The organism is Desulfobacula sp. (assembly GCF_021107415.1).
Genome location: NZ_JAIOSW010000217.1, coordinates 20,449 through 40,227 on the forward strand (window position 1 = coordinate 20,449; position 19,779 = coordinate 40,227).

A 19,779-nucleotide genomic window follows, 5' to 3' on the forward strand; every position below is an offset into this window, starting at 1 on the left:
TGTATAGGTATCCGATTTTTATTCTAAAACATGGAAAGGAAAACCCATGAAAGTTAGAATATTTTTTTTATTGTTTATGTTAATCATTGCTCTGTGTATTAAAACCCCTGAAGTGCAGTCTGGATGGATTCACATACCTTTGGAAAACCCAGGAGCTGAAACGGGTGATATGACAGGGTGGTTTCCGGATCGAGTGTCTAATCCAATGAATTATATGGCGGTGTATAATCCAAGCATTGCTTACGAAGGAGATTTTTATTTCTCACCAATTAGTTTGGATAAACAAAACAACAACGATATGATACAGGTCATCGATGTCTCAATCTATGGTACCTCTTTAATGAATGTTGAATTTAGCGGTTACATGAATATCACAAATGAGTTCCAGCATAGAATGGGATACGACCAAGAAACAGACACTGAATATGAATATATTCTCCATAACTATGTGGCAGTATTTTTTTATGGTATTAATAATGCGTACCTCTATGGATTTGCTGTTACAGCACATGAAAATGGCTTTTTAGATTGGAAATATGGATCAGTGAATACTACTAGTAATCCATGGATAATCGATAAATGGAAATCAATAAGAAATGATGTTAATCATGTAGAAGTAAATTTTCATTTTTATTATACCGCTGTTGATAGTGATAATGCACCAATCTGGTATAACATAGAAGAATGGCGTAATTGGCTTGGCGCCGAACCTATTGTGAGAATTGATTCAGCATATCTTAGGATTGAAGTAATTGATTTTCTTGCCAAGTGTGACTTTGATAGTGACGGTGACGTTGACGGATTTGATCTGACCGAATTTTCAGATCGGTATACAAATAATATTTTTCCGGATGCAGACTTGAATGAAAATGGCCTTATTGATACGGAAGATGTTGGAATTTTTGCAACTATCTATGGTTTTTAATCGGATTGTCCAACTGTAATCCTATTATCCTAGGCTGGTAACACAAATCGAACCTCTGCTACTTTTCACAAAATAAACTGGGGGGGGGGAGGCGATGGGTACCTGAGAAAGCCTATACCGATGAAGATGTGGATTTAAAAACGATAAGTGTGTATCAACATATTTATTCAAATTATTACGGAGGTGGGCAGAGCGCCTACCAAAAAGTAGCATAGCGACTATTATTCACAGCGTTTCCCAGTAAAGTCAAATCACGTAAAATTTACGAAAATACGAAAAACACAGAGATTATACTTGCAATAATGATTTTTTCATATCAACCTGTAATAGTGACACCAGCCCATGTGTTTTAATGCCAATGCCGAACTTTTTCAACTTTAGCACGTTAGCATACGATGCAAAAAAATTGTCCGGGAAAATTGATTTGCGGCTATATTGCTTTCGTGTGAGAAACAGTGATAATGTGGTATTAAAAAAATTCAAGAAGATACCCACACAAAACCATTAAATTGGAGACCATAATGTCCGAATCCATAGCCGAAATACTGGAAAAACAACTTAAAAAACACCTCGGCGAGGCAGTTCCCACTCACGCCGTCTATAACATTAACGCAGCTCTGGAATTATCCGAAATTTTGGAAACCAAAGGATTTTTCTTTCAACTAAAAGACCTCTGCCCCAAAAGCCAGAACGAGACCCAGTGGCGTGCAATTTTTCTCAAGGATGGCGAGAAATTTTCAGCCGACGATCCGCAATCATCGGTGGCGATCTGCATGGCAGCCGTGGATGCCATGACCAACCAGTAGTGCTAGGGAACATTTATGCACTTGATTCAGATAGGGAATCGATTGCCAATCTTAAAAAAGAATTTGGGAAGAAATCCAAACGCCCAATTGGCTATTCTCAATATTAACAAAGAAGATACCCCTTTTGGACCTCCTGTGGAAATGCGGTTTTCCCTTGAAAAATTAAGATATTTGATCTCCTGTTCCATCTCCTTTCTCCGGGTAATATCAAATAGGATCAGTAGTAACTACCTCTGGTGAAAGTTGATTCGCGCGCTCCTTCAATGAACTGGATCTTTCCATCTTTAACATAAGTTTTGATACTGCAGGTATCATAGTAGTTGCGGGAACACACATTGCATAAAAATCTGGTATTCTTCTTTTTGTACCGGCATTTTAAATCTTGCTTAGTTCTTGACTCAAGGTCTTAAATTACCAAGATGATAACATTAACACTAACTGACAGACCATGACTTCTCCGATCCCTGCCATAAAAACAAGCCTTCACAAATAAATGTAAAGGCTTGTTCAACAATTAAAAAAATGACAGGGAGATAGTACAAGGGGGATGAATCTTATTATCCCCAGTTCCAGTCCTGAATATTCCATGTAACATCAGTAACATAAGGATTAACTTCATATCCTTTGAGATTAGATTTTTTTCCATAGATAAAAACATACGCAAAAATTGGAGCAAAAGGAAGATCTTCATGAAGGATTTCCTGTATTCTGTCATACACTTTTTTGCGTTTTCCCATGTCGGAAATCAGCACACCCTCTTCCAGGAGTTTATCCAGTTCAGCATTCTCGTATTGTACATAATTGGAACCTACTCCATGTTTTACGGGGATCTGTTTTGAGTGGCACCTTGCTGTATAATCAGGGTCCATTCCAACAGTTGGCTCCCAGCCCACCATAAGCGTATCAAATTGAGATTTGGTTGTGAACTCGCCCCAGACAACCGATGCCGGCATATTTTTAATTTCCATGGCGACGCCGATTTCTTTCCAGTTTGCCTGAACCATTGCCTGGGCCTGTTCCCTTGCTTTTGCACCGGCAGTAGTTGACATGGTAAATTTTAGTTTTACACTGTTTTTCTGGCGGATGCCGTCTGAACCGACTTTCCAGCCTGCTCCATCCAGCATTTGGGCCGCTTTTTTTAAATTATATCCCGGATCCTTTAACTTTTTGTTGTACGCCCAGTGGCTGGGGTGCAGATAAGATAATGTTCTCGGAGGAAGTCCATATTGGACATCATTTATCCATTTTTCCTTGTCACAGGCAAGATACAGAGCCTGGCGGACTATCTTTTCTTTGAACTGTGGTTTGCCGCAGTTAAAATAAATAAATTCAACCCATGGCTGGGGTGTTTTCAAAGAATCGCGATTGAGGAGTTTTTTTGCCTCTTCAAATCTTTCAGGCGGTACGCCGTGCAGTCCAAATACATCTATTTCACCGGTTTTAAACTGGGTGTATGCAACGGTCTGGTCGGGAATAAATTTATGAACAACCGTTTCTATGGCCGGCTGGCCTCTATGATAATCAGGATTTCTTTTATATATCATATGACTGCCTGCCACACGTTTTTTAAGTGTATACGGTCCTGTGCCGATGGGTTTCATGTTAAAAGCAGCCGTGTTGATGTCCGGTACCTTGGATAGAATGTGGTGGGGTACGATGTGCATTTTTTGCCAGGCCCATGCAAAGGGGACAAACGGTTTTGCCAGGCTTATTTCCACGTTGTAATCGTCAACTATCTTAAAATCAGAGATAAGATCAAATCCGGATCTGGATCTGATAGCGATCTTGGGATTAATAATGGTCTGATATGTAAATTCCACATCCTTTGCATTAAAGGGTGCCCCATCATGCCATTTAATCCCCTTTTTAAGCTCTATTTTCCACAATTTCCCATCTGAAGATATCCCACCGTTTTCAAGTGTGGGAATTTTAGCTGCCAGATTGGGGATAAATTCTCCCAAATGGTTTATATCCCAGAGAGCATCAAACATACATGCTTCCGGAACTTCTTCGGTTCCGGAATTCACATAGAGAAGCGGATTAAAATTGACAGGCTCCTGGGTCATACCCACAATAACACTTTTCTTGGCAGCCCATGCAGGGTTTGTTATGCCCAATACGCTGCCTGCGATTACAGTGGAAAATGTTAAATAACCTGTTGTCTTCATAAACTCTCTACGCGTAAAATCGGATGGTTTAGAATCCTTCATAACTTAAATCCTCCTTAGTTATTGTTGAGTGTCCGTCCGATTTTGAGTCGAACGAGACGGTTTATGTTCACATTCTTAAACGCGGGTCCAAAGCATCTCTTAGACCATCACCTAAAAAATTAAAGCTCATAACGGTTAACGTGATCATGATGCCGGGCAAAATCGCCAGCCACGGTGAAAGGTCAAAATAAGCCTGGGCATTTGTTAACATATTTCCCCAGCTGGCAAGAGGCGGCTGAATCCCATATCCCAGGAAGCTTATATAAGATTCCATCAGCACGGCATTGGCTACATTTAAGGTGGCTGATACAAGAACCGGGGCCATGGCATTGGGCAAAAGTTCTCGAAACATTATGCGTGGACCTGAAGCGCCTAAAGCAAAACTTGCTTCAATGAAATCTTGTTTTTTAATGTATTGAATCTGGGCTCTGATGATGCGGGCCACCTCCATCCATGAAGTAAACCCTATTATCAGAGCGATTGATATTACAGTGGGGGTAATAAAGGCTGCAAGAATCAGAAGTAAAAAAACCTGGGGGAAACATAAAATAGTGTCTGTAAAACGCATGAGGATATTGTCTATCTTTCCGCCGTAATAGCCTGAAACAAGCCCTACCAATAAGCCTGTAACAACAGTTGCAAACATGGCAGCTATGCCGACGATAAGACTTATTCTTCCTCCGTGGAGCAGCCTTGCAAAGGTATCACGTCCCATTTCATCCGTTCCGAGAATGAAATGGATATCTGTAAAAGGCTCAATAAAACGGCGTGATGTGTCCAGGTCCAAAGGATCATGGGGAGATATAAAGCCTGCAAATACCGCACTGATTAAAAGGGTTAATACAATGCATCCACCTATAACGGCTAATCTGTGGCTTGAAAAACGCCTCCACAAACGCTGAAGTTGTGTTTCATAGAATTCAACAGATTCATTTGTTTTAAGCCGCAATAATTGTGATGAGTTAGTTTCCATATTATTTTCTTTAGTTCCTGTTCATTCTAATTGCTACTCCAGTGCGATTCTTGGATCTAAAACAGCGTTTATTATATCTGCAATAAGATTCCCAAAAATTACTGCAATTGCTGTAAACATCACCATCCCCATTAAAACAGGGTATTCTTTCATCGTAAGGGAATCCACAAAAAGTCTGCCCATTCCGGGCCAGCCAAAGATTGTTTCCGCAACCAGAGCTCCACTGAAAAGCCACGGCAATTGAACACCGGCAAGAGCGATTAGAGGAGCTACGGCATTGGGAAGAGCATGTCTGAACAATATTTTATATCCTTTTATGCCTTTGGCTCTGGCAGTGCGGATGTAATCCTGGTGAATGACTTCAAGAAAACTTGATCGGGTATAGCGGCTCCATTGAGCAACCAGTACAAGGGCAAGCACAACAGTGGGAAGCACCAGGTGCCGAAACAGATCAAGGAACTCCTCATCACCGCCAAGGGTAAACATGCCGCCGGACGGGAACCATCCAAGTTTAAGGCTGAATATGTATATGGCCATTAACCCGAACCAGAAAGTGGGAAATGACAGTGCAACCATGGCGCCTGTTGTGGCAAGATAATCAAATATTGAATAGCGTTTAAAAGCACCGAGAATACCCGTGCACATACCGATAATTATTGAAATGCTCATTGCAGATCCCATTAATAGAAAAGTAGCGGGAATTCTTTCTACAATAACGTCGAATACAGGTCTGCCGCCAAAAAAAGTCGTTCCCCAGTTTCCTGTAAACATACCCCCTGCCCATTTTACGTATTGTATATGAATGGGTTGATCAAGACCCAGTATGACCTTGATTTTATCAATATCCTGGGCAGTAATTGACGGATTTAATGTATAAACACTAAGGGGTCCTCCAGGTGCAAGATGCATTATGGAGAAAGCAATTATGGATACTCCGATGAGAAGAGGGATAGCCTGCAGCAATCTTTTTATTATATATTTGAACAAAAGCTGCTCCTTAAAGTATAAAAAGTGATCATTATAGTTATGGATATTTTCAAAATTTTAAATGGCATGCTGTAAAACGGTTTTCCTTTCCTATAGGTTTCAAAAACGGTTCTCTTGTATAACAGGGCTCAAAACGAAATGGGCAGCGCGGATGAAATCTGCATCCTGAAGGAGGATTGATGGGCGACGGCACATCACCTTTGAGTATAATACGGTTTTTTTTAAATTCGGGATCAGGAACCGGAACAGCGGAGATAAGCGCCTTGGTGTAAGGGTGAAGGGGCTCGGCATAAAGATCTGCACTTGATGCTTTTTCTACTATTTTACCAAGATACATGACGGCAATTTCATCGGAAATGTGGCTTATTATACTCAGGTCATGGGCAATAATGATGTAGGCTAATCCCAGTTCCTCCTGCAGGTCTTTCATTAAATTAATTATTTGAGCCTGAATTGATACATCAAGTGCTGAAACCGGTTCATCCGCTATTATCAATTCCGGATAAAGGGCAAGTGCCCTGGCAATGCCAATGCGCTGACGCTGCCCTCCACTGAATTCGTGGGGATACCGCCGCATGGCTTCAGATGATAACCCGACTTTTTTTAAAAGGCCTGAAATTGTATCTTCCATATTTTTATCATCAGCCAGTCTATGAATTTTTAATGGAGCCGCAAGAATGGATCCAATAGTGTGTCTGGGATTGAGTGATGAAAAAGGATCCTGGAAAATCATTTGCATTTGGCGTCTGACTTTTTTCATCTCCCCGCGAGTGTATCCTGTAATATTTTCACCTTTAAAAAATATTTGACCGTCAGTGGGCTCAATAAGTTTTAAAATCGTCTTTCCCGTTGTGGTTTTTCCGCAGCCGCTTTCACCAACTAGGCCTAAAGTATGCCCGGGTTTCAGGCTTAAACTGACTCCGTCAACAGCGTGTACATAATCTTTTGATTTGAAAAAGAAACCGGGTTTTACAGGGAAAAGCTTTTTAAGACTTTTAACTTCCAAGAGTTTCTCACTCATTTATATTCTCCATTTTTATGGCAAAATGCCTTATTACACACTGTTTTGCACCATCCAGCACCGAGCATTATGATTGTTTTCGATATTTAAAAGTTTTGGCTTTTCTAATTCACATATTTTTTCTCTGATGGAACATCGATTAAAAAATGCGCATCCGGAAGGAAGATAGCACAGGTTTGGCACCATGCCGGGAATTTCCTGCAGCCTGTTTGTTGAATCAATCTTATTGATGTTAGGAACAGAATTCATAAGCCCTTGGGTATAGGGGTGAAGAGGGTTTTGAAAAATTGTTTTTACATCTGCTTCTTCCACTATTTTTCCTGCATACATGACAGCTACTCTATGGGCTGTCTCTGCTATAACCCCCAGATCGTGGGTAATTAAAAGGATACTTGTATTAAATCTGTCTTGAAGATTGAGCATGATATCCAGAATCTGTGCCTGAATTGTTACGTCAAGAGCTGTGGTAGGTTCATCCGCTATTAATAGTTCCGGATCACAGGCTAAAGCCAAAGCTATCATTATTCTTTGCCGCATTCCACCACTTAGCTGATGCGGATATTCCTTTGCTCGTTTTTTGGGTAAAGGAATACCAACCATATTCAAGAGATCAATCGTCCGGTCACGGGCTTGTTTTGCATTTATGCCCAGATGGTTGATCATGACTTCATCTATCTGGAACCCTATGGAAAGTAAAGGATTCAGCGAAGTCATGGGCTCCTGGAAGATCATTGAGATTAACCGTCCTCTGATTGAGTTTATCTCCGGTTCCGACATCTTCAGCAAATCCTGATCTTTAAAAAGGATTTGACCTGAATGAAATTTGGCAGGAGGTATATCAAGCAGCTTTAAAATGGATAGAGCAGAAACTGTTTTGCCGCATCCGGATTCACCCACAAGTCCCAATGTTTCTCCATGGTTGATATTGTAGGATACTCCGTCAACAGCTTTTGCCAGACCTTCCTTAACATTAAAGTATGTTCGTAGATCTTTTACTGAAAGTAATATGTCGTTTTTAGGAGCCATAATCACACTAACATATAAATTTATTTTTAATAATTAAATCAATGAGTCAACTCTGTCAATAAAAATTCAATGAGTTTACTAAAACAAACATTCTTGGTCGTACCCGTCAGTCTTTCCCTAACCAATGACCGAGAAGCTGGAATTAGGATTTATTTCCCGCAACCGGCTGAAAAAACCGATATTACACTCCCGCTTGGTGTAATGCATAATGAACTTTACCGGATCACGGTCGTGGTCGTGTCCCCTTTCGCAGGCCTCGATCAATTCGGCCATGAGCACCCCCACCACGGGTGCATTCTTATACTGGTTGCCCGATGTGCCGACAGCCATATAAAAGCCGGGTAAATCAGACTTGTCGTAGATAGGAATCCAGTCATCTGATGCATCGTAAAGATCCACCAAACCCTGGTTTTTTCCGGGTCCGGGTATGGGCAGGTTTTCCAGGCGCTGGGCCACCCGCATGACCTGGGTTGTCCACTGCTCGGTAAAATTCTGGTTGTAATTGTCCGGGTCGTCTATGTATTCCAGGGTGTCACATTCCGGATCTTCGGAGCCAATGAGAACATGATTGCCTATCTCCGGCCGTGAATAGCAGCCTACGTCACCGTCGGATATGATTGTTCCCAGGTTATTGTAGTCAAATCCTTCAGGTGCCGGGACATGGCAGACTTCTTGTTTGAGAGGCCTGGTCTTGATATTCATTCCATCGATTACTCCGGCCATCTGGTTCAATTGATAGGAGTGAGGCCCGGCCACATTGATCACAATAGGTGCCTCTATTTCGGTGCCATCGGCCAGCTTGACCCCGGCACAGCGGCCCTCCTTTTTGAGGATTTGCTCCACTTGTGCCTTGAAAAGGTATTCTCCGCCAGCGTTTTCGCCAGCCACCTGTACATTGTGAACCGACTGCTTAGGATCGCTGATAAGACCTGACTCCGGAACATAGATGGCCCCGGCAATAGTTTTAGCGGTTGGCTCGCCAAAGCCCGGATCACTGGGGAGAGTGGGAGGGCCAAACTGACGGATATCCGCGATGGGCAACAGTTTTTTAACTCCGTCAGTGTCCAGTTCCTCGTAAACTACGTGCATTGCTTTCAGCGAGGCCATCACATCTTTCAGGTATTTGTTTTTTTCGGTTTTAATGACCAGACAACCGGTATTCATATATTTGACCATACCCGTTGTATCCACAGTGCCCAGATACTTTAGCCAATCCAGCCAGTAGTAATAGCCCTCCCGTGCCATGGCTACCCCGTCCGGGGTGGAGTAGTGCAGCCGGATGATAGCACAGGACCCGGATGTGGAGCCCAGGCCTGACCCGGACAGTTTGTCCACGTTGAGAACCTTCTTGCCCCGTTTGGCCAACTCGAAACCCACACAGGCCCCGATGATTCCTGCCCCGATAACAATAGCATCGTATTTCTTGGACATGAGTTTGAACTCCTATTTAAATTTTTTATTAAAGCAATCCTGACAATTCTTATTTGCCGGTAAGTTCTTTCTCACCTTTGGTTTTGATCCGTTCCAATTCAGTCAGAACACCCCCTGGCAGGCTCTCGGTCTTGTGGGTCTCCAAAATACGTCTGATTTCTTCCCGGGTACGCGTCTCCACATCCTTTGAACCATCTTCTTTCCAGGTTTCAAAAGGTTGACGAGTAAAAACCTTGGATCTCCAGAGCTCATTCCGGAAATGGTTCATGGTATGATGTTGCTGCAGATAATGTCCTCCCGGACCCACCTGGCTGATAACCTCCATTGCCAGGTGTTCGTCGCTGACCTCAAAGCCTTGAAGGAACCTTTTGGTCATGCCGATGATATCGTTGCCCACCACCAATTGTTCCACTGCACAGGCCATTGACATATCCATGTATCCCACATCATGGATCAGGTTCAGGCCAGACAGGCCTTGGGCCAGAATGTGATAGGCCGCTTCCGCGCCGGCCTGAGCGTCCAGAGACTTAGCATCCGTCGCCCCGGCCAGACCCCAGGTGGGCAGCCCCATGGATTGAATAACCTCAGCCTGAGCGGACAAGGCCAGGCTCATTTCCGGAGAGCCTATGCTCATCAAGGCATTGGCCATATCCAGGATGCCGAAGTTGCAGCCAAGCCCAACCGGGCAACCCTGCCGGCGCAACTGGGCCACGACAATACAAAACATTGATTCTGCCACACCCTGGGCCACCGCCCCTGCCATGGTCACGGGTCCGGTCGCTCCCGGCTGGATAGTGGGCCCCATCATTTGAGGCAGACATCTATCGGCTGCGATTAAAATCCTGTCAGCTACTTCTTTTGGCATGATCAATGGTGAAATCGTCTCCGGATAGAGGACCAGAAAAGGTTTTTCCCTGAGTTTGTCCGTGCCGCCGGCCACCTCAGCAGCCATATCATAAATCAACTCGGTTCCACGGGGAGAGTAGGCTAAAAAAACGATGGGTTTGATTGTGTTAGTGACAGTGGCAAAGAATTCGTGCAATTCAGCGGCCATGGCCGGGACGTCCTGGGCCGACCCCATGGGCATGACCCAGTCAATATTCTCAAGCGCATCAGCCACCTTGGCTGCACGTGCCAAATCTTCAACCCGGGTTTCGTGGTATTCTCCGGTTAGAGCATCTTTGGTATTCGGACTGGCCGTTGATGTGCCGTAATAGCTGTTCCGGCCGGAAACATCCAGCGCCCGCCGGCCCTGTCGGTCATAAAGTATCCAGCCTTTGGGCGCAGTGGACAGGCAGCCCTGTACAATAAACTCAGGCACCTTCACCGACTCACCCTGAACGATTGCCCCGGCTGACCGGAGCATTTTGCGTACTCCGGCATGCAATACCTTGAAACCCACTTTTTCCAACACCTCAAAGGCAGCCCGCTTGATCCTCTCAACCTGGTCTTCGGTCAGCATCCGAAACCTTGGACTAGCCTTAGAAGTGATATTTGTCTGGATCATCTTATCTTTCCTCCTTGTGATAATGGTACCATCTTTTAATGATTAAACCATTAGTTCTATCAATTAATTATGTCAACAAAAAAATTCTGCTTTCTTTTTATTTTTTTTAAACTTGTCTGTAAGTATACTATTCGATCTTTTTTGCGCGGTTCTGTATAAGATCCATGAAATGAAAAAGAAGTTCCTTGATCAGGCCAGCTGCCTTGTCTTCGTCCCGATCGGCCACGGCGGGAATAATTTTTTCCCAGTAGTCATAAGCCGATTGTGCCTCCTGACTGCCTCCGGGCAAATGTTGGAGGGTGTATTCATGAAGATTGTTTATGATCGGTATGAGGACCGCTTCATACGTCCGGTTTTTGATTACATGCAAGAACTCTCTGCGAAGATCCTGTTCGATGTCTATGAGTTTCATCCATCCAACATGACCTTGGTTCAGACAAATCTTAAGTTTGTCCAGATATTCCCTAAAAATTTGAATTTGCTCGTCAGAAGCTCTTTGAACAACCAAACGGATTAAACCCGCCTCGACAGTGGCCCGGAACTCGTATAATTCCCTGTGGGAGAGCACCATATGGCGCATGAGCATTTCTATACTATTCGTCATGGGTTGAGTCGTTATTTCATGGATGAAAAAGCCTCCTTTTGATCCTTTCCGCACGAATAGAAGGCCTTTTTGTTCAAGAATAGCAAGGCTCTCTCGAATAGTACCCAAGCTTGCTCCTAAGACTTCCTGTAACTTTCGGGTGGAGGGCAGTTTATCTCCCGGTTTATACTCTCCATCCAGAATCGCCTCCTCTATTTGACGAGTGACATCCTCGACTAAGCTAAGATTTTTTGCCTTTTGTAACTTTGGCATATATGCTTCATCCCAATTAAATGCGCTATTGATAGAATCATTAACTCTTTCAGATCTAATTTAATACATTTTCTTTGCGAACATGGCAACACCAAACTGGAGATTCAGCACCCTGATTAAAAATTATATAGATTCAATTTCCTAATAGTGGTTACTTAATGTCATTAACTTAGCGGATCGAGGAGTGATGGTATTATTCCTCACATTATTCGTGTTTAAGAAAATTTGGTCTGAGTTTTTGGGAAAATCTACTTTTGAATGATTTTTATAATGATCTGGCTCATACCAAAAAACATCGGCTGCTAAAGATCCATTCTTGTTATGTAATGTGTGTAGTGCCCCGAGTGTAATCTGATTTATTGGCTTCTTTTTTCCATTCCCAAATCGTATCGTAAATTCCTTATTCATATATAAATTCCAAATACCACGCAGCAAATCAATTGCATCCAGCATCTTGTTCACTGCATCATGCTTGGTTTTTGATCGAATATGGGCAGTTACAAAATAAGAATAATTTTCATCCTCATCTATCAACCAACCTGATACGTCATCAATTAAATCCCTTCTTCCAATTGACCGACATTTCAGCTCCTTTTACATAAATTAATCCCAGAAAAAAATATATCCTCTATTTCGTCAGCCTCATATTTAGTAAATTAGCACTTCTCTTTAACAGCTTGAATAAGTTAAAATTTGTTCAAGCTGAATAATTTTGAATAACGATATGTGCCTTTAATTAAGTATCTGTATATAGACCGATGCACTTTTTCAATATTTTTTTAAGCTCATCGTTATGAAATAGTTTAATTGTGATATATGATTCATTTGGAAGAATAGAAAAAGAAATGTATATAAAATGAAGGAAATAACTATTTTTGATTTAGAAAAATTAAAAAATAAAATGGGCAAAGCTGGCAAAAGCCCAAAAACTATCCAACATGTCCTTGCTACAATTCGACAAGTTTTTAATAGAGCCATCAATACTGATATCTTCACCGGGCCAAATCCGGTATCAAAAATAAAATTCCCCAAAATAAACAATCAGCGAATAAGATTTCTGAATAATTCAGAAGCGGAGTTGCTGCTTGAAGTGATAAAAGAAAAAAGTGAGCAGGTTCACGATATGGTACTACTAAGCCTCCATACCGGCATGCGGGCAAAGGAAATATTTCAACTTATGTGGCGCAACATAGATTTTGAGAATGACATGATTCATGTTGTTGATACAAAAAACACTGAATCCCGTTATGCCTATATGAGCGATACCGTAAAAGAAATGCTGCAAATAAACTTACAAAAAAAGACAACCGATTTTATTTTTCCTGACAGCAATGGCAACCCAACAAAATACCTATCAAAAACATTCCCAAGGGTAGTTGAGGATCTTGGATTTAATAATGATGTTACCGATGATAGGAACAAAGTCGTTTTCCATACTTTGCGCCATACATTTGCATCATGGCAGGTCCAGGGAGGCATGGACCTCTACACTCTTCAAAAACTCATGGGGCATAAATCGTTTCAGATGGTTCAAAGGTATGCACACCTGGCAACGGACAATTTAAAAAAGGCAACATTAATCTTTAACCGCCTATATAATGAAAAGGAAAAAATTATTCCTTTTCCAAAAAAAGCTTAGCAGGCGCAACAAATTGGAGGTCACAATTTGTGATCTTAAAAAATAATTAAACTGGATGTGCCAAACTGACACCTCCAAATTGAAAGATATAAATTTTATGAAAAACAAGTCAGATATACTGATTTACCAAAGCCTCAATGGTGATGTAAAAATTGATGTAAGATTGCAGGATGAGACAGTTTGGCTGACCCAGAAATTGATGGCAGAATTGTTCCAGGTCGCCAAATCAACAATAAGTGAACACGTCAAAAACATTTATAATGAAAAAGAGCTGATGCTGGAATCAACTGTTCGGAAATTCCGAACAGTTCAAAAAGAAGGTACAAGGGAGGTAAAACGCCACCTTGATTATTATAATCTGGATATGGTTCTGTCAGTGGGATACAGAGTAAAAAGCAGTGTGGCAACAAAATTTCGCATTTGGGCTACACAGAGGCTCAAAGAATACATCGTAAAGGGATTTACCTTAAATGATGACCGGTTTAAAAGTGGATCTTCCATGAATTATTTTACCGAACTGCAGGATCGGATTCGAGAAATCCGTCTTTCAGAACGTTTTTTTTATCAAAAAATCAAGGATATTTATACCACCAGCATTGATTATGATTCCAGAGATGAAAAAACCACCCTCTTTTTCAAGGTGGTTCAAAACAAACTACTGTGGGCAATAAGCCAGCAAACAGCAGCCGAACTGGTATATAGAAGGGTTGGCGCCTCTTTACCGCTCATGGGCATGCAGTCTTTTGATAAAAAAGGGGCTGTTTCAGTCACAAAAAGAGATGTCAGCATTGCAAAAAACTACCTGAATGAAGATGAAATAAAACTTTTAGGGCTGCTGGTGGAACAATACCTTGCCTTTGCAGAAACCATGGCTCAACTGCAGACCCCTATGTATATGAAAGACTGGACAAATAGATTGGATGCTATTATCCAGTTGAATGGAAAGGAATTATTAACCCATGCCGGAAAAATCAGTCATGCCATGGCTGCTGAAAAATCGGTTTTAGAATATGAAAAATATCGCCAGAATCTGAGAAAATCACAATATGAACAGAACCTGAAAGAATTGGAAAAAGACATTAAGCGATTGGAAGACAAATCTTGAAATCACAAATTGTGATATCAAGTTGGGATGGTATCAGAAAAATGCCCTTTGCTTTCACCGAACATGGTGTTGCCATGCTATCAGGAATTTTAAACAGTGATAGAGCAAGCAATTCATGTCATTAATTCAGATCATGAGAACATTTACCAAACTGCGCACATGATTTCAGAAAATGAAGAATTGAAAAAGGCTGTTGAAGAATTAAAGCAACAAACAGATGAACGGTTTGAAATTGTTTTTAGTGCAATAAAAAACTCAATATATAAAAGACAAAATATATTGAGTATCACTTGTTTCAGTGCGGGAAACTATTGATTTTTGGTTTCAAATTATATCGAAAACTCAATACAAAATATTTTGATCATCAGTTTTGATATCTACCCGGAGAAAAAATCAGATACTGCATGTTGTGATTGGATGATTTTGAATAAAGTGCGGACTTACAGAGGATAGTCTGAGAACTTTAAGATACCGATACAAATCAAAACAGTTTTCCGTTAAAAAATTCGGATCATGATTATGCAAGTTAGTTTTGAGTTTCAAATTTTTCGGGGTATATTATTTTTCAAGAATGGCCACTCACTTAAGGATTCCTTTTTTATTTGTAATTCCTATTAGAGAGGTTTATATATAATATATTTTTTCGAGTTAGACCTATCAAACTTAGGCGGGCGAATGAATAAAAACCAAATTAGCACTTCGACTGGTAAAAAAGGTCCTTTCTTATATCATCCAGAAAAAATGAATGTTAAAATTTGGAGGTATTTAGATCTTCCAAAACTGATAGCCTTCTTAGAAAAAAAAGAGCTATTCCTTTGTAGAGTAGACAAACTAAATGACTCATATGAAGGTACCGTACCTATACAATCTAATTCTTACTCTGAGGCTATTTATTCTGGCGAGGTTAATGATTTCATAGAAAAGAATCTTGTTGCGTTTCGGAAAGCTGCCCGAAAAATAATGTATATAAATTGCTGGCATATGGGCGATGATGAGTCAGAGGCTATGTGGAAATTATATTGCGGCGATAATTTCGGAGTTGCTTTACAGTCAACTTATGCAACACTGTATAACACAGTAAAAGATAAAAATGATTATTATTTGGGGTGTGTCCAATATATTGATTATTTGAGCGATTGCCTTCCTTCTGGAAATATTTGGCAACCATTTTTCTATAAAAGGAAAGCTTTCAAACATGAACAGGAAGTTCGTTTGTTGTACCATCAAAAAGATCTAATGACAGTTAAAAAATTTTTTCCTATTTTTGAACCAGGTACTATAGGGAACACATTGGTTGTGTCGCCTACAAAATTGATAAATTCGATTTATGTGAGCCCTTTTGCCCCAACGTGGTATTATGATGTTATACATTCCGTATTAGAAAAATATAGCCAATCGATAAAAATTAAGTGGTCAAATATGAGGCTTCCACCAAACTATTATAACTAATCGCTTGGTCTAAATAAATTAATCCAGAAAGGATGAAAAAGTTCTTCAACATGATCTTTTTTATAGGACAAATATTAAGCTCGTAGGGCAAATAGATTCAAAAAAAAGGAAACATTAATTTAGCGCTTACCTCAATAAAAATGGAGTCATTATGAATGAAATCTCCTATCCAAATTTTAAAAATGATTTACGAAATATAATTGAACCAAAATGTTCTAAATGTTCTGACTTAGTTCAAAAAAGAACTGAAATTTCATGGGGATATGGACCGTTAAATTCTAAATTAATATTTATTGCGGAAGCTCCGGCCAAGGGAAAGCTTGAAGATGATCCCTGGCAAGGATCAAATTATAGTGGAATACCATTCACCAATAAAAAATCTGGCAAATTTTTTCGCTACCAAATGAAAAAAATGGGATTTGATCTGGCCAAAGATTATTATGTAACAAATACTGTAAAATGTTTTCCAGGTGGAAGCCTCAAGGATCAGCATAAAGAAAATTGCAATGAATATTTAGTAAAAGAGATTGAAATAATTCAACCCAAATTGATTGTTTGTGTAGGTCGTACAGCATTAAATGAAGTTTATCAACTGATAATGGGAAAAAAGGAAAAATTAGAACTAGGCCCTGTAATAAAAAAAAGAATCATAAATTTGCATGGTTATAATGTAGCAGCTATGATTCATCCATCACGTTTTTATTTTTGGCTTAAAAAATATGGTTTCAAAAATGAGGAAGAATATTTAAATCGATGTCGTTCTATCTTTGAAGAATACTTGCAATAAAATTGAGCTTTCACATACATTGAATATTAAAAATCAAGATAATATATTTTGCCGTAAGCATCTATGACTAAAAAAAGGCCAAAGACTGCTACTATAATTCCTCTCAACATGTACATAAAAACTTTTTGCCCTATCATATTAAATCCAACTGAAGATACATTCACCCAAGTTGTCTCCGGTTTCAAAATCCAATATCCATATACCAGTTTACTATCAAAGTTGAAAATTGCTTCAACACTTTTAATCATTTGATAGGAGAAATTAAAATGGAAACAGTTTCAGATTATAGTGGATTAACGGATTCCTTAGACAGTATTGAAAAAACAGATTTTACTTTGGTTGGTTGTCATGCCTCAATCAACAAGACATATCTTGCCTTTGATATTTCTGATTACGCCAGGGATGCCCTTGATAAATTTGTGCGGATTTATTCCCCTGGAAAGTTTGAATTTTCTAAAAAAACGTCTCGGACAGAAGCAAAAAATGAATTGGGTGACACCATAAAATTGATGGAAACAAAAGACTGGTCAAAAGAAAATGATAGTGTAAAAACAGAAGAACCCGAGATTTTTATTAATGATGATACTTTTAAATCATTTGAAAATTTTAAAATAGATTTGCTTGATTTTATAAAAAGACATCCCGCTCATTTTATTGTCATTGATAATATCGGAGAATTAATTCCAGATGCACCTGATGAAGGTCTGTGGTTAAAATTAAAAGCACTTAGCCAGGAAATAAAAATCCCTATCATGGCTTTGACGGACAATACCATTGATTTTAAAATATCCGGTAACACAGAAGAAAGTAACGTTATTTTATTACCTGATACCTTTACCGGTGTTGTGGATCGACAATTAATTTTCGTTGAATCAGAAAATGAATATGAGTATGAAAAAATAAGGATATGAGATTTGATTAGGCCTGGCGGGAATTTCTACTTGTCAGGCCTAATTTCAAAATATCAATATGTCCAGGAATTATATCCTGTGATAGACATCAAAACATATGCAACGATTAATAAAAGACGTTAAATCCAAATCAGGCTCAGACTACATGCACACAATCCAATTAAAATTAAATATTAATATCGTCCCTATTCCAAATGCAAAACGATTAAACATTTAATTATTTCAGGGGTTGGCCTTTTCCCAAAAATGGTTGCTATGTTTTTTATATATTGGTACCTTTATTGACTTGAATACTAACCAATAAAAATTATATAGGTAATCTAACTATCGAAAAAGGCTAATAAAACTTAATTTGTATTCTGGATTAAAACACTGTTTAACAGCTTGCTGATAATTCATGATTACCATAAATTGAGGATACAAAATGTTATTGAATGGATTTGGATTTTCTGGATATAGAAGCGTTGGAAACGAATTTGTCAAAATAAATCCTCTCAAAAAGATTAACCTAATTATCGGACAAAATAATTCTGGAAAATCAAATATAATTTCATTCCTAAAAGACCAACTTGGTCATATTTGTAATGGAATTTCTCATGGCAGTGGTGGACTAAATTTTCAAAATACTGATTATCATATTTCAAACAACCAGATAAAAACAAAGGTTGGATTCCCTATTCCATTTCAGGATCAATTATCTGATGAATATATCAATAGATTAAGTATAGTAAAGCAAGCTGGACGGAGATTCCCTAACGAACTAATTTTAAAAATACTATCTTCAGAAGAATTTTCAGATGCATCCGGAACCATTTGGTTTATTTATGAACAGAATGCCAATAACAAACTATTTAATTTATTGTTTGATATAAAAAGATGCCTTCCTATTTTAACCAATAGTGAATGGAGCTCTATTTGGTCATCTCTAACAGCGCACACAGGAGGGGGCCTTGAAACTCATTGGATTCCTAACACATTAAGTCGTTTAGCGATGGCCACAATCCCTAAAGAATTCCCCAAAATAGAATTCATACCTGCCATAAGAAAAGTAGGAGATGCAGAAACAAAAGAAAATGATTTTAGTGGTGTCGGTATTATTGAACGAATTGCAAAATTACAAAATCCTTCAATTAACGAACAAGAATTAAAAAACAAATTTGATAAAATAAATAAATTTGTTAGAAAAGTTTTAGAAAACAATGATGCAACAATAGAAATCCCATATGAAAGGAATATGATTATCATACATATGGATTCTAAAACTCTACCTTTAACATCATTAGGAACCGGTATTCATGAAGTGATTATATTAGCGACCGCAGCAACTTTAATGGACAATTCAATATTGTGTGTTGAAGAACCAGAATTACATCTTCATCCACTTTTACAAAAAAGACTTTTAGATTATCTTGCAAACAATACAACAAATCAATATTTTTTCACGACACACTCTGCACATTTGATTAATACCAACGGCGCAGAAGTTTTTCATGTCAAACACAATAGAAGTACGACAAGAGTTGAGGCTATAACAACGACTAAAGATAAGTCCCTATTGTGTCAAGATCTTGGTTATCAAGCATCAGATCTTCTACAAGCAAACAGCATTATATGGGTGGAAGGCCCCTCTGACCGTATTTATATAAATAAATGGATTAAAGCTTTAGACGGTAACATTGTTGAAGGGGTTCACTATTCAATAATGTTTTACGGTGGTCGTTTATTCAGTCATCTAACAGCAGATGATCCAGAATTGAATGATGGGATTCAGGACTTTATTTCACTGAGAAGATTGAATAGAAATACATGTATTGTTTTTGATAGTGATAAAAGTTCCTCTAAAAAACATTTAAATTTAACAAAAAAAAGGCTTCGAAAAGAATTTAATAGAGGTCCAGGCTTTACTTGGGTAACTAAAGGCAGAGAGATTGAAAACTATATCAATGCTGACCATATTGAAACATGTGTAAAAAAAGTGCACCCAAGTGCGCATCTCATTATTGAGAAATCACAATGGTCAAATCTATGACCGCAAATGACGGTTGGATTTTATCAACCATCTGATTTTTTATCTATTAATTCAATTTGTTCCCATTTGCAAAGTATATGTTTTGGCTTTTGAACAAGAAAATATTTAGATTTTCAA

General features: G+C 39.2%; 19 protein-coding genes. 10 read left to right on the plus strand and 9 right to left on the minus strand.

The window, feature by feature from the left end; genetic code table 11:
- Positions 1 to 46 precede the first annotated feature (46 nt).
- Positions 47 to 925, plus strand: a complete 879-nt coding sequence (locus K8S13_RS11680; protein ID WP_291462680.1) for a hypothetical protein — start codon at positions 47 to 49, stop codon at positions 923 to 925.
- A gap of 521 nt (positions 926 to 1,446) precedes the next feature.
- On the plus strand, positions 1,447 to 1,731 hold the full coding sequence (locus tag K8S13_RS11685) for a hypothetical protein (protein WP_291462682.1): 285 nt from the start codon (positions 1,447 to 1,449) through the stop codon (positions 1,729 to 1,731).
- A gap of 557 nt (positions 1,732 to 2,288) precedes the next feature.
- Here the strand turns inward: K8S13_RS11685 and K8S13_RS11690 are convergent.
- The 9 genes from K8S13_RS11690 to K8S13_RS11730 all read right to left on the minus strand — a co-directional run bounded on the left by K8S13_RS11690 (position 2,289) and on the right by K8S13_RS11730 (position 12,276).
- Positions 2,289 to 3,941, minus strand: coding sequence for a peptide ABC transporter substrate-binding protein (locus K8S13_RS11690; RefSeq protein ID WP_291462683.1), 1,653 nt, complete (start codon positions 3,939 to 3,941; stop codon positions 2,289 to 2,291).
- Between the two features lie 67 nt (positions 3,942 to 4,008).
- Positions 4,009 to 4,914 carry an ABC transporter permease gene (locus tag K8S13_RS11695; RefSeq protein WP_291462684.1) on the minus strand — a complete coding sequence of 302 codons (906 nt, stop codon included), beginning with the start codon at positions 4,912 to 4,914 and terminating at the stop codon, positions 4,009 to 4,011.
- 33 nt (positions 4,915 to 4,947) lie between these two features.
- On the minus strand, positions 4,948 to 5,901 hold the full coding sequence (locus tag K8S13_RS11700; RefSeq protein WP_291462686.1) for an ABC transporter permease: 954 nt from the start codon (positions 5,899 to 5,901) through the stop codon (positions 4,948 to 4,950).
- A 49-nt stretch (positions 5,902 to 5,950) separates the two neighbouring features.
- Complete coding sequence (locus K8S13_RS11705; RefSeq protein ID WP_291462689.1) at positions 5,951 to 6,922, minus strand: ABC transporter ATP-binding protein; 972 nt, start codon at positions 6,920 to 6,922, stop codon at positions 5,951 to 5,953.
- Between the two features lie 33 nt (positions 6,923 to 6,955).
- Positions 6,956 to 7,948 carry an ABC transporter ATP-binding protein gene (locus tag K8S13_RS11710; protein WP_291462691.1) on the minus strand — a complete coding sequence of 331 codons (993 nt, stop codon included), beginning with the start codon at positions 7,946 to 7,948 and terminating at the stop codon, positions 6,956 to 6,958.
- A gap of 117 nt (positions 7,949 to 8,065) precedes the next feature.
- The gene (locus K8S13_RS11715; protein ID WP_291462693.1) at positions 8,066 to 9,379 is read right to left on the minus strand and encodes an FAD-binding oxidoreductase; all 1,314 of its coding nucleotides are present in this window, start codon (positions 9,377 to 9,379) and stop codon (positions 8,066 to 8,068) included.
- A 49-nt stretch (positions 9,380 to 9,428) separates the two neighbouring features.
- Positions 9,429 to 10,886 (minus strand): trimethylamine methyltransferase family protein, encoded by a 1,458-nt coding sequence (locus K8S13_RS11720; RefSeq protein ID WP_291462695.1) that lies wholly within the window; start codon positions 10,884 to 10,886, stop codon positions 9,429 to 9,431.
- 127 nt (positions 10,887 to 11,013) lie between these two features.
- Positions 11,014 to 11,742 carry a GntR family transcriptional regulator gene (locus K8S13_RS11725; protein WP_291462697.1) on the minus strand — a complete coding sequence of 243 codons (729 nt, stop codon included), beginning with the start codon at positions 11,740 to 11,742 and terminating at the stop codon, positions 11,014 to 11,016.
- Positions 11,743 to 11,883: 141 nt separating this feature from the next.
- Positions 11,884 to 12,276, minus strand: a complete 393-nt coding sequence (locus K8S13_RS11730) for a hypothetical protein (RefSeq protein WP_291462699.1) — start codon at positions 12,274 to 12,276, stop codon at positions 11,884 to 11,886.
- Between the two features lie 322 nt (positions 12,277 to 12,598).
- Between K8S13_RS11730 and K8S13_RS11735 the strand changes: the two genes are divergently transcribed.
- From K8S13_RS11735 to K8S13_RS11770, 8 genes are all read left to right on the plus strand, one after another.
- Positions 12,599 to 13,381: a site-specific integrase gene (locus tag K8S13_RS11735; RefSeq protein ID WP_291462702.1), complete on the plus strand. Its 783-nt coding sequence runs from the start codon at positions 12,599 to 12,601 to the stop codon at positions 13,379 to 13,381.
- 97 nt (positions 13,382 to 13,478) lie between these two features.
- Positions 13,479 to 14,486, plus strand: a complete 1,008-nt coding sequence (locus K8S13_RS11740) for a virulence RhuM family protein (RefSeq protein ID WP_291462705.1) — start codon at positions 13,479 to 13,481, stop codon at positions 14,484 to 14,486.
- A gap of 11 nt (positions 14,487 to 14,497) precedes the next feature.
- Positions 14,498 to 14,611, plus strand: a complete 114-nt coding sequence (locus tag K8S13_RS11745) for a hypothetical protein (protein WP_291462719.1) — start codon at positions 14,498 to 14,500, stop codon at positions 14,609 to 14,611.
- Positions 14,583 to 14,801 carry a hypothetical protein gene (locus K8S13_RS11750; RefSeq protein WP_291462707.1) on the plus strand — a complete coding sequence of 73 codons (219 nt, stop codon included), beginning with the start codon at positions 14,583 to 14,585 and terminating at the stop codon, positions 14,799 to 14,801. Before K8S13_RS11745 ends, K8S13_RS11750 begins: the two co-directional genes overlap by 29 nt.
- Before the next feature lie 360 nt (positions 14,802 to 15,161).
- A complete protein-coding gene (locus tag K8S13_RS11755) occupies positions 15,162 to 15,935 on the plus strand; it encodes a hypothetical protein (protein WP_291462709.1) in 774 nt (257 codons plus the stop codon).
- A gap of 151 nt (positions 15,936 to 16,086) precedes the next feature.
- Positions 16,087 to 16,722 (plus strand): uracil-DNA glycosylase, encoded by a 636-nt coding sequence (locus tag K8S13_RS11760; RefSeq protein ID WP_291462711.1) that lies wholly within the window; start codon positions 16,087 to 16,089, stop codon positions 16,720 to 16,722.
- Positions 16,723 to 16,988: 266 nt separating this feature from the next.
- Positions 16,989 to 17,633 carry a DnaB-like helicase C-terminal domain-containing protein gene (locus K8S13_RS11765; protein ID WP_291462713.1) on the plus strand — a complete coding sequence of 215 codons (645 nt, stop codon included), beginning with the start codon at positions 16,989 to 16,991 and terminating at the stop codon, positions 17,631 to 17,633.
- Between the two features lie 424 nt (positions 17,634 to 18,057).
- Positions 18,058 to 19,662 (plus strand): ATP-binding protein, encoded by a 1,605-nt coding sequence (locus K8S13_RS11770; protein ID WP_291462715.1) that lies wholly within the window; start codon positions 18,058 to 18,060, stop codon positions 19,660 to 19,662.
- Positions 19,663 to 19,779 lie beyond the last annotated feature (117 nt).

What these genes read in the sequence shown, in the direction of transcription:
- K8S13_RS11715 (WP_291462693.1), bottom strand. Translation starts at nt 9,379, where the DNA reads ATGTCCAAGAAATACGATGCTATTGTTATCGGGGCAGGAATCATCGGG.
- K8S13_RS11685 (WP_291462682.1), top strand. Translation starts at nt 1,447, where the DNA reads ATGTCCGAATCCATAGCCGAAATACTGGAAAAACAACTTAAAAAACAC.
- K8S13_RS11760 (WP_291462711.1), top strand. Translation starts at nt 16,087, where the DNA reads ATGAATGAAATCTCCTATCCAAATTTTAAAAATGATTTACGAAATATA.
- K8S13_RS11725 (WP_291462697.1), bottom strand. Translation starts at nt 11,742, where the DNA reads ATGCCAAAGTTACAAAAGGCAAAAAATCTTAGCTTAGTCGAGGATGTC.
- K8S13_RS11765 (WP_291462713.1), top strand. Translation starts at nt 16,989, where the DNA reads ATGGAAACAGTTTCAGATTATAGTGGATTAACGGATTCCTTAGACAGT.
- K8S13_RS11770 (WP_291462715.1), top strand. Translation starts at nt 18,058, where the DNA reads ATGTTATTGAATGGATTTGGATTTTCTGGATATAGAAGCGTTGGAAAC.
- K8S13_RS11740 (WP_291462705.1), top strand. Translation starts at nt 13,479, where the DNA reads ATGAAAAACAAGTCAGATATACTGATTTACCAAAGCCTCAATGGTGAT.
- K8S13_RS11695 (WP_291462684.1), bottom strand. Translation starts at nt 4,914, where the DNA reads ATGGAAACTAACTCATCACAATTATTGCGGCTTAAAACAAATGAATCT.
- K8S13_RS11720 (WP_291462695.1), bottom strand. Translation starts at nt 10,886, where the DNA reads ATGATCCAGACAAATATCACTTCTAAGGCTAGTCCAAGGTTTCGGATG.
- K8S13_RS11735 (WP_291462702.1), top strand. Translation starts at nt 12,599, where the DNA reads ATGAAGGAAATAACTATTTTTGATTTAGAAAAATTAAAAAATAAAATG.
- K8S13_RS11705 (WP_291462689.1), bottom strand. Translation starts at nt 6,922, where the DNA reads ATGAGTGAGAAACTCTTGGAAGTTAAAAGTCTTAAAAAGCTTTTCCCT.
- K8S13_RS11690 (WP_291462683.1), bottom strand. Translation starts at nt 3,941, where the DNA reads ATGAAGGATTCTAAACCATCCGATTTTACGCGTAGAGAGTTTATGAAG.
- K8S13_RS11710 (WP_291462691.1), bottom strand. Translation starts at nt 7,948, where the DNA reads ATGGCTCCTAAAAACGACATATTACTTTCAGTAAAAGATCTACGAACA.
- K8S13_RS11755 (WP_291462709.1), top strand. Translation starts at nt 15,162, where the DNA reads ATGAATAAAAACCAAATTAGCACTTCGACTGGTAAAAAAGGTCCTTTC.
- K8S13_RS11680 (WP_291462680.1), top strand. Translation starts at nt 47, where the DNA reads ATGAAAGTTAGAATATTTTTTTTATTGTTTATGTTAATCATTGCTCTG.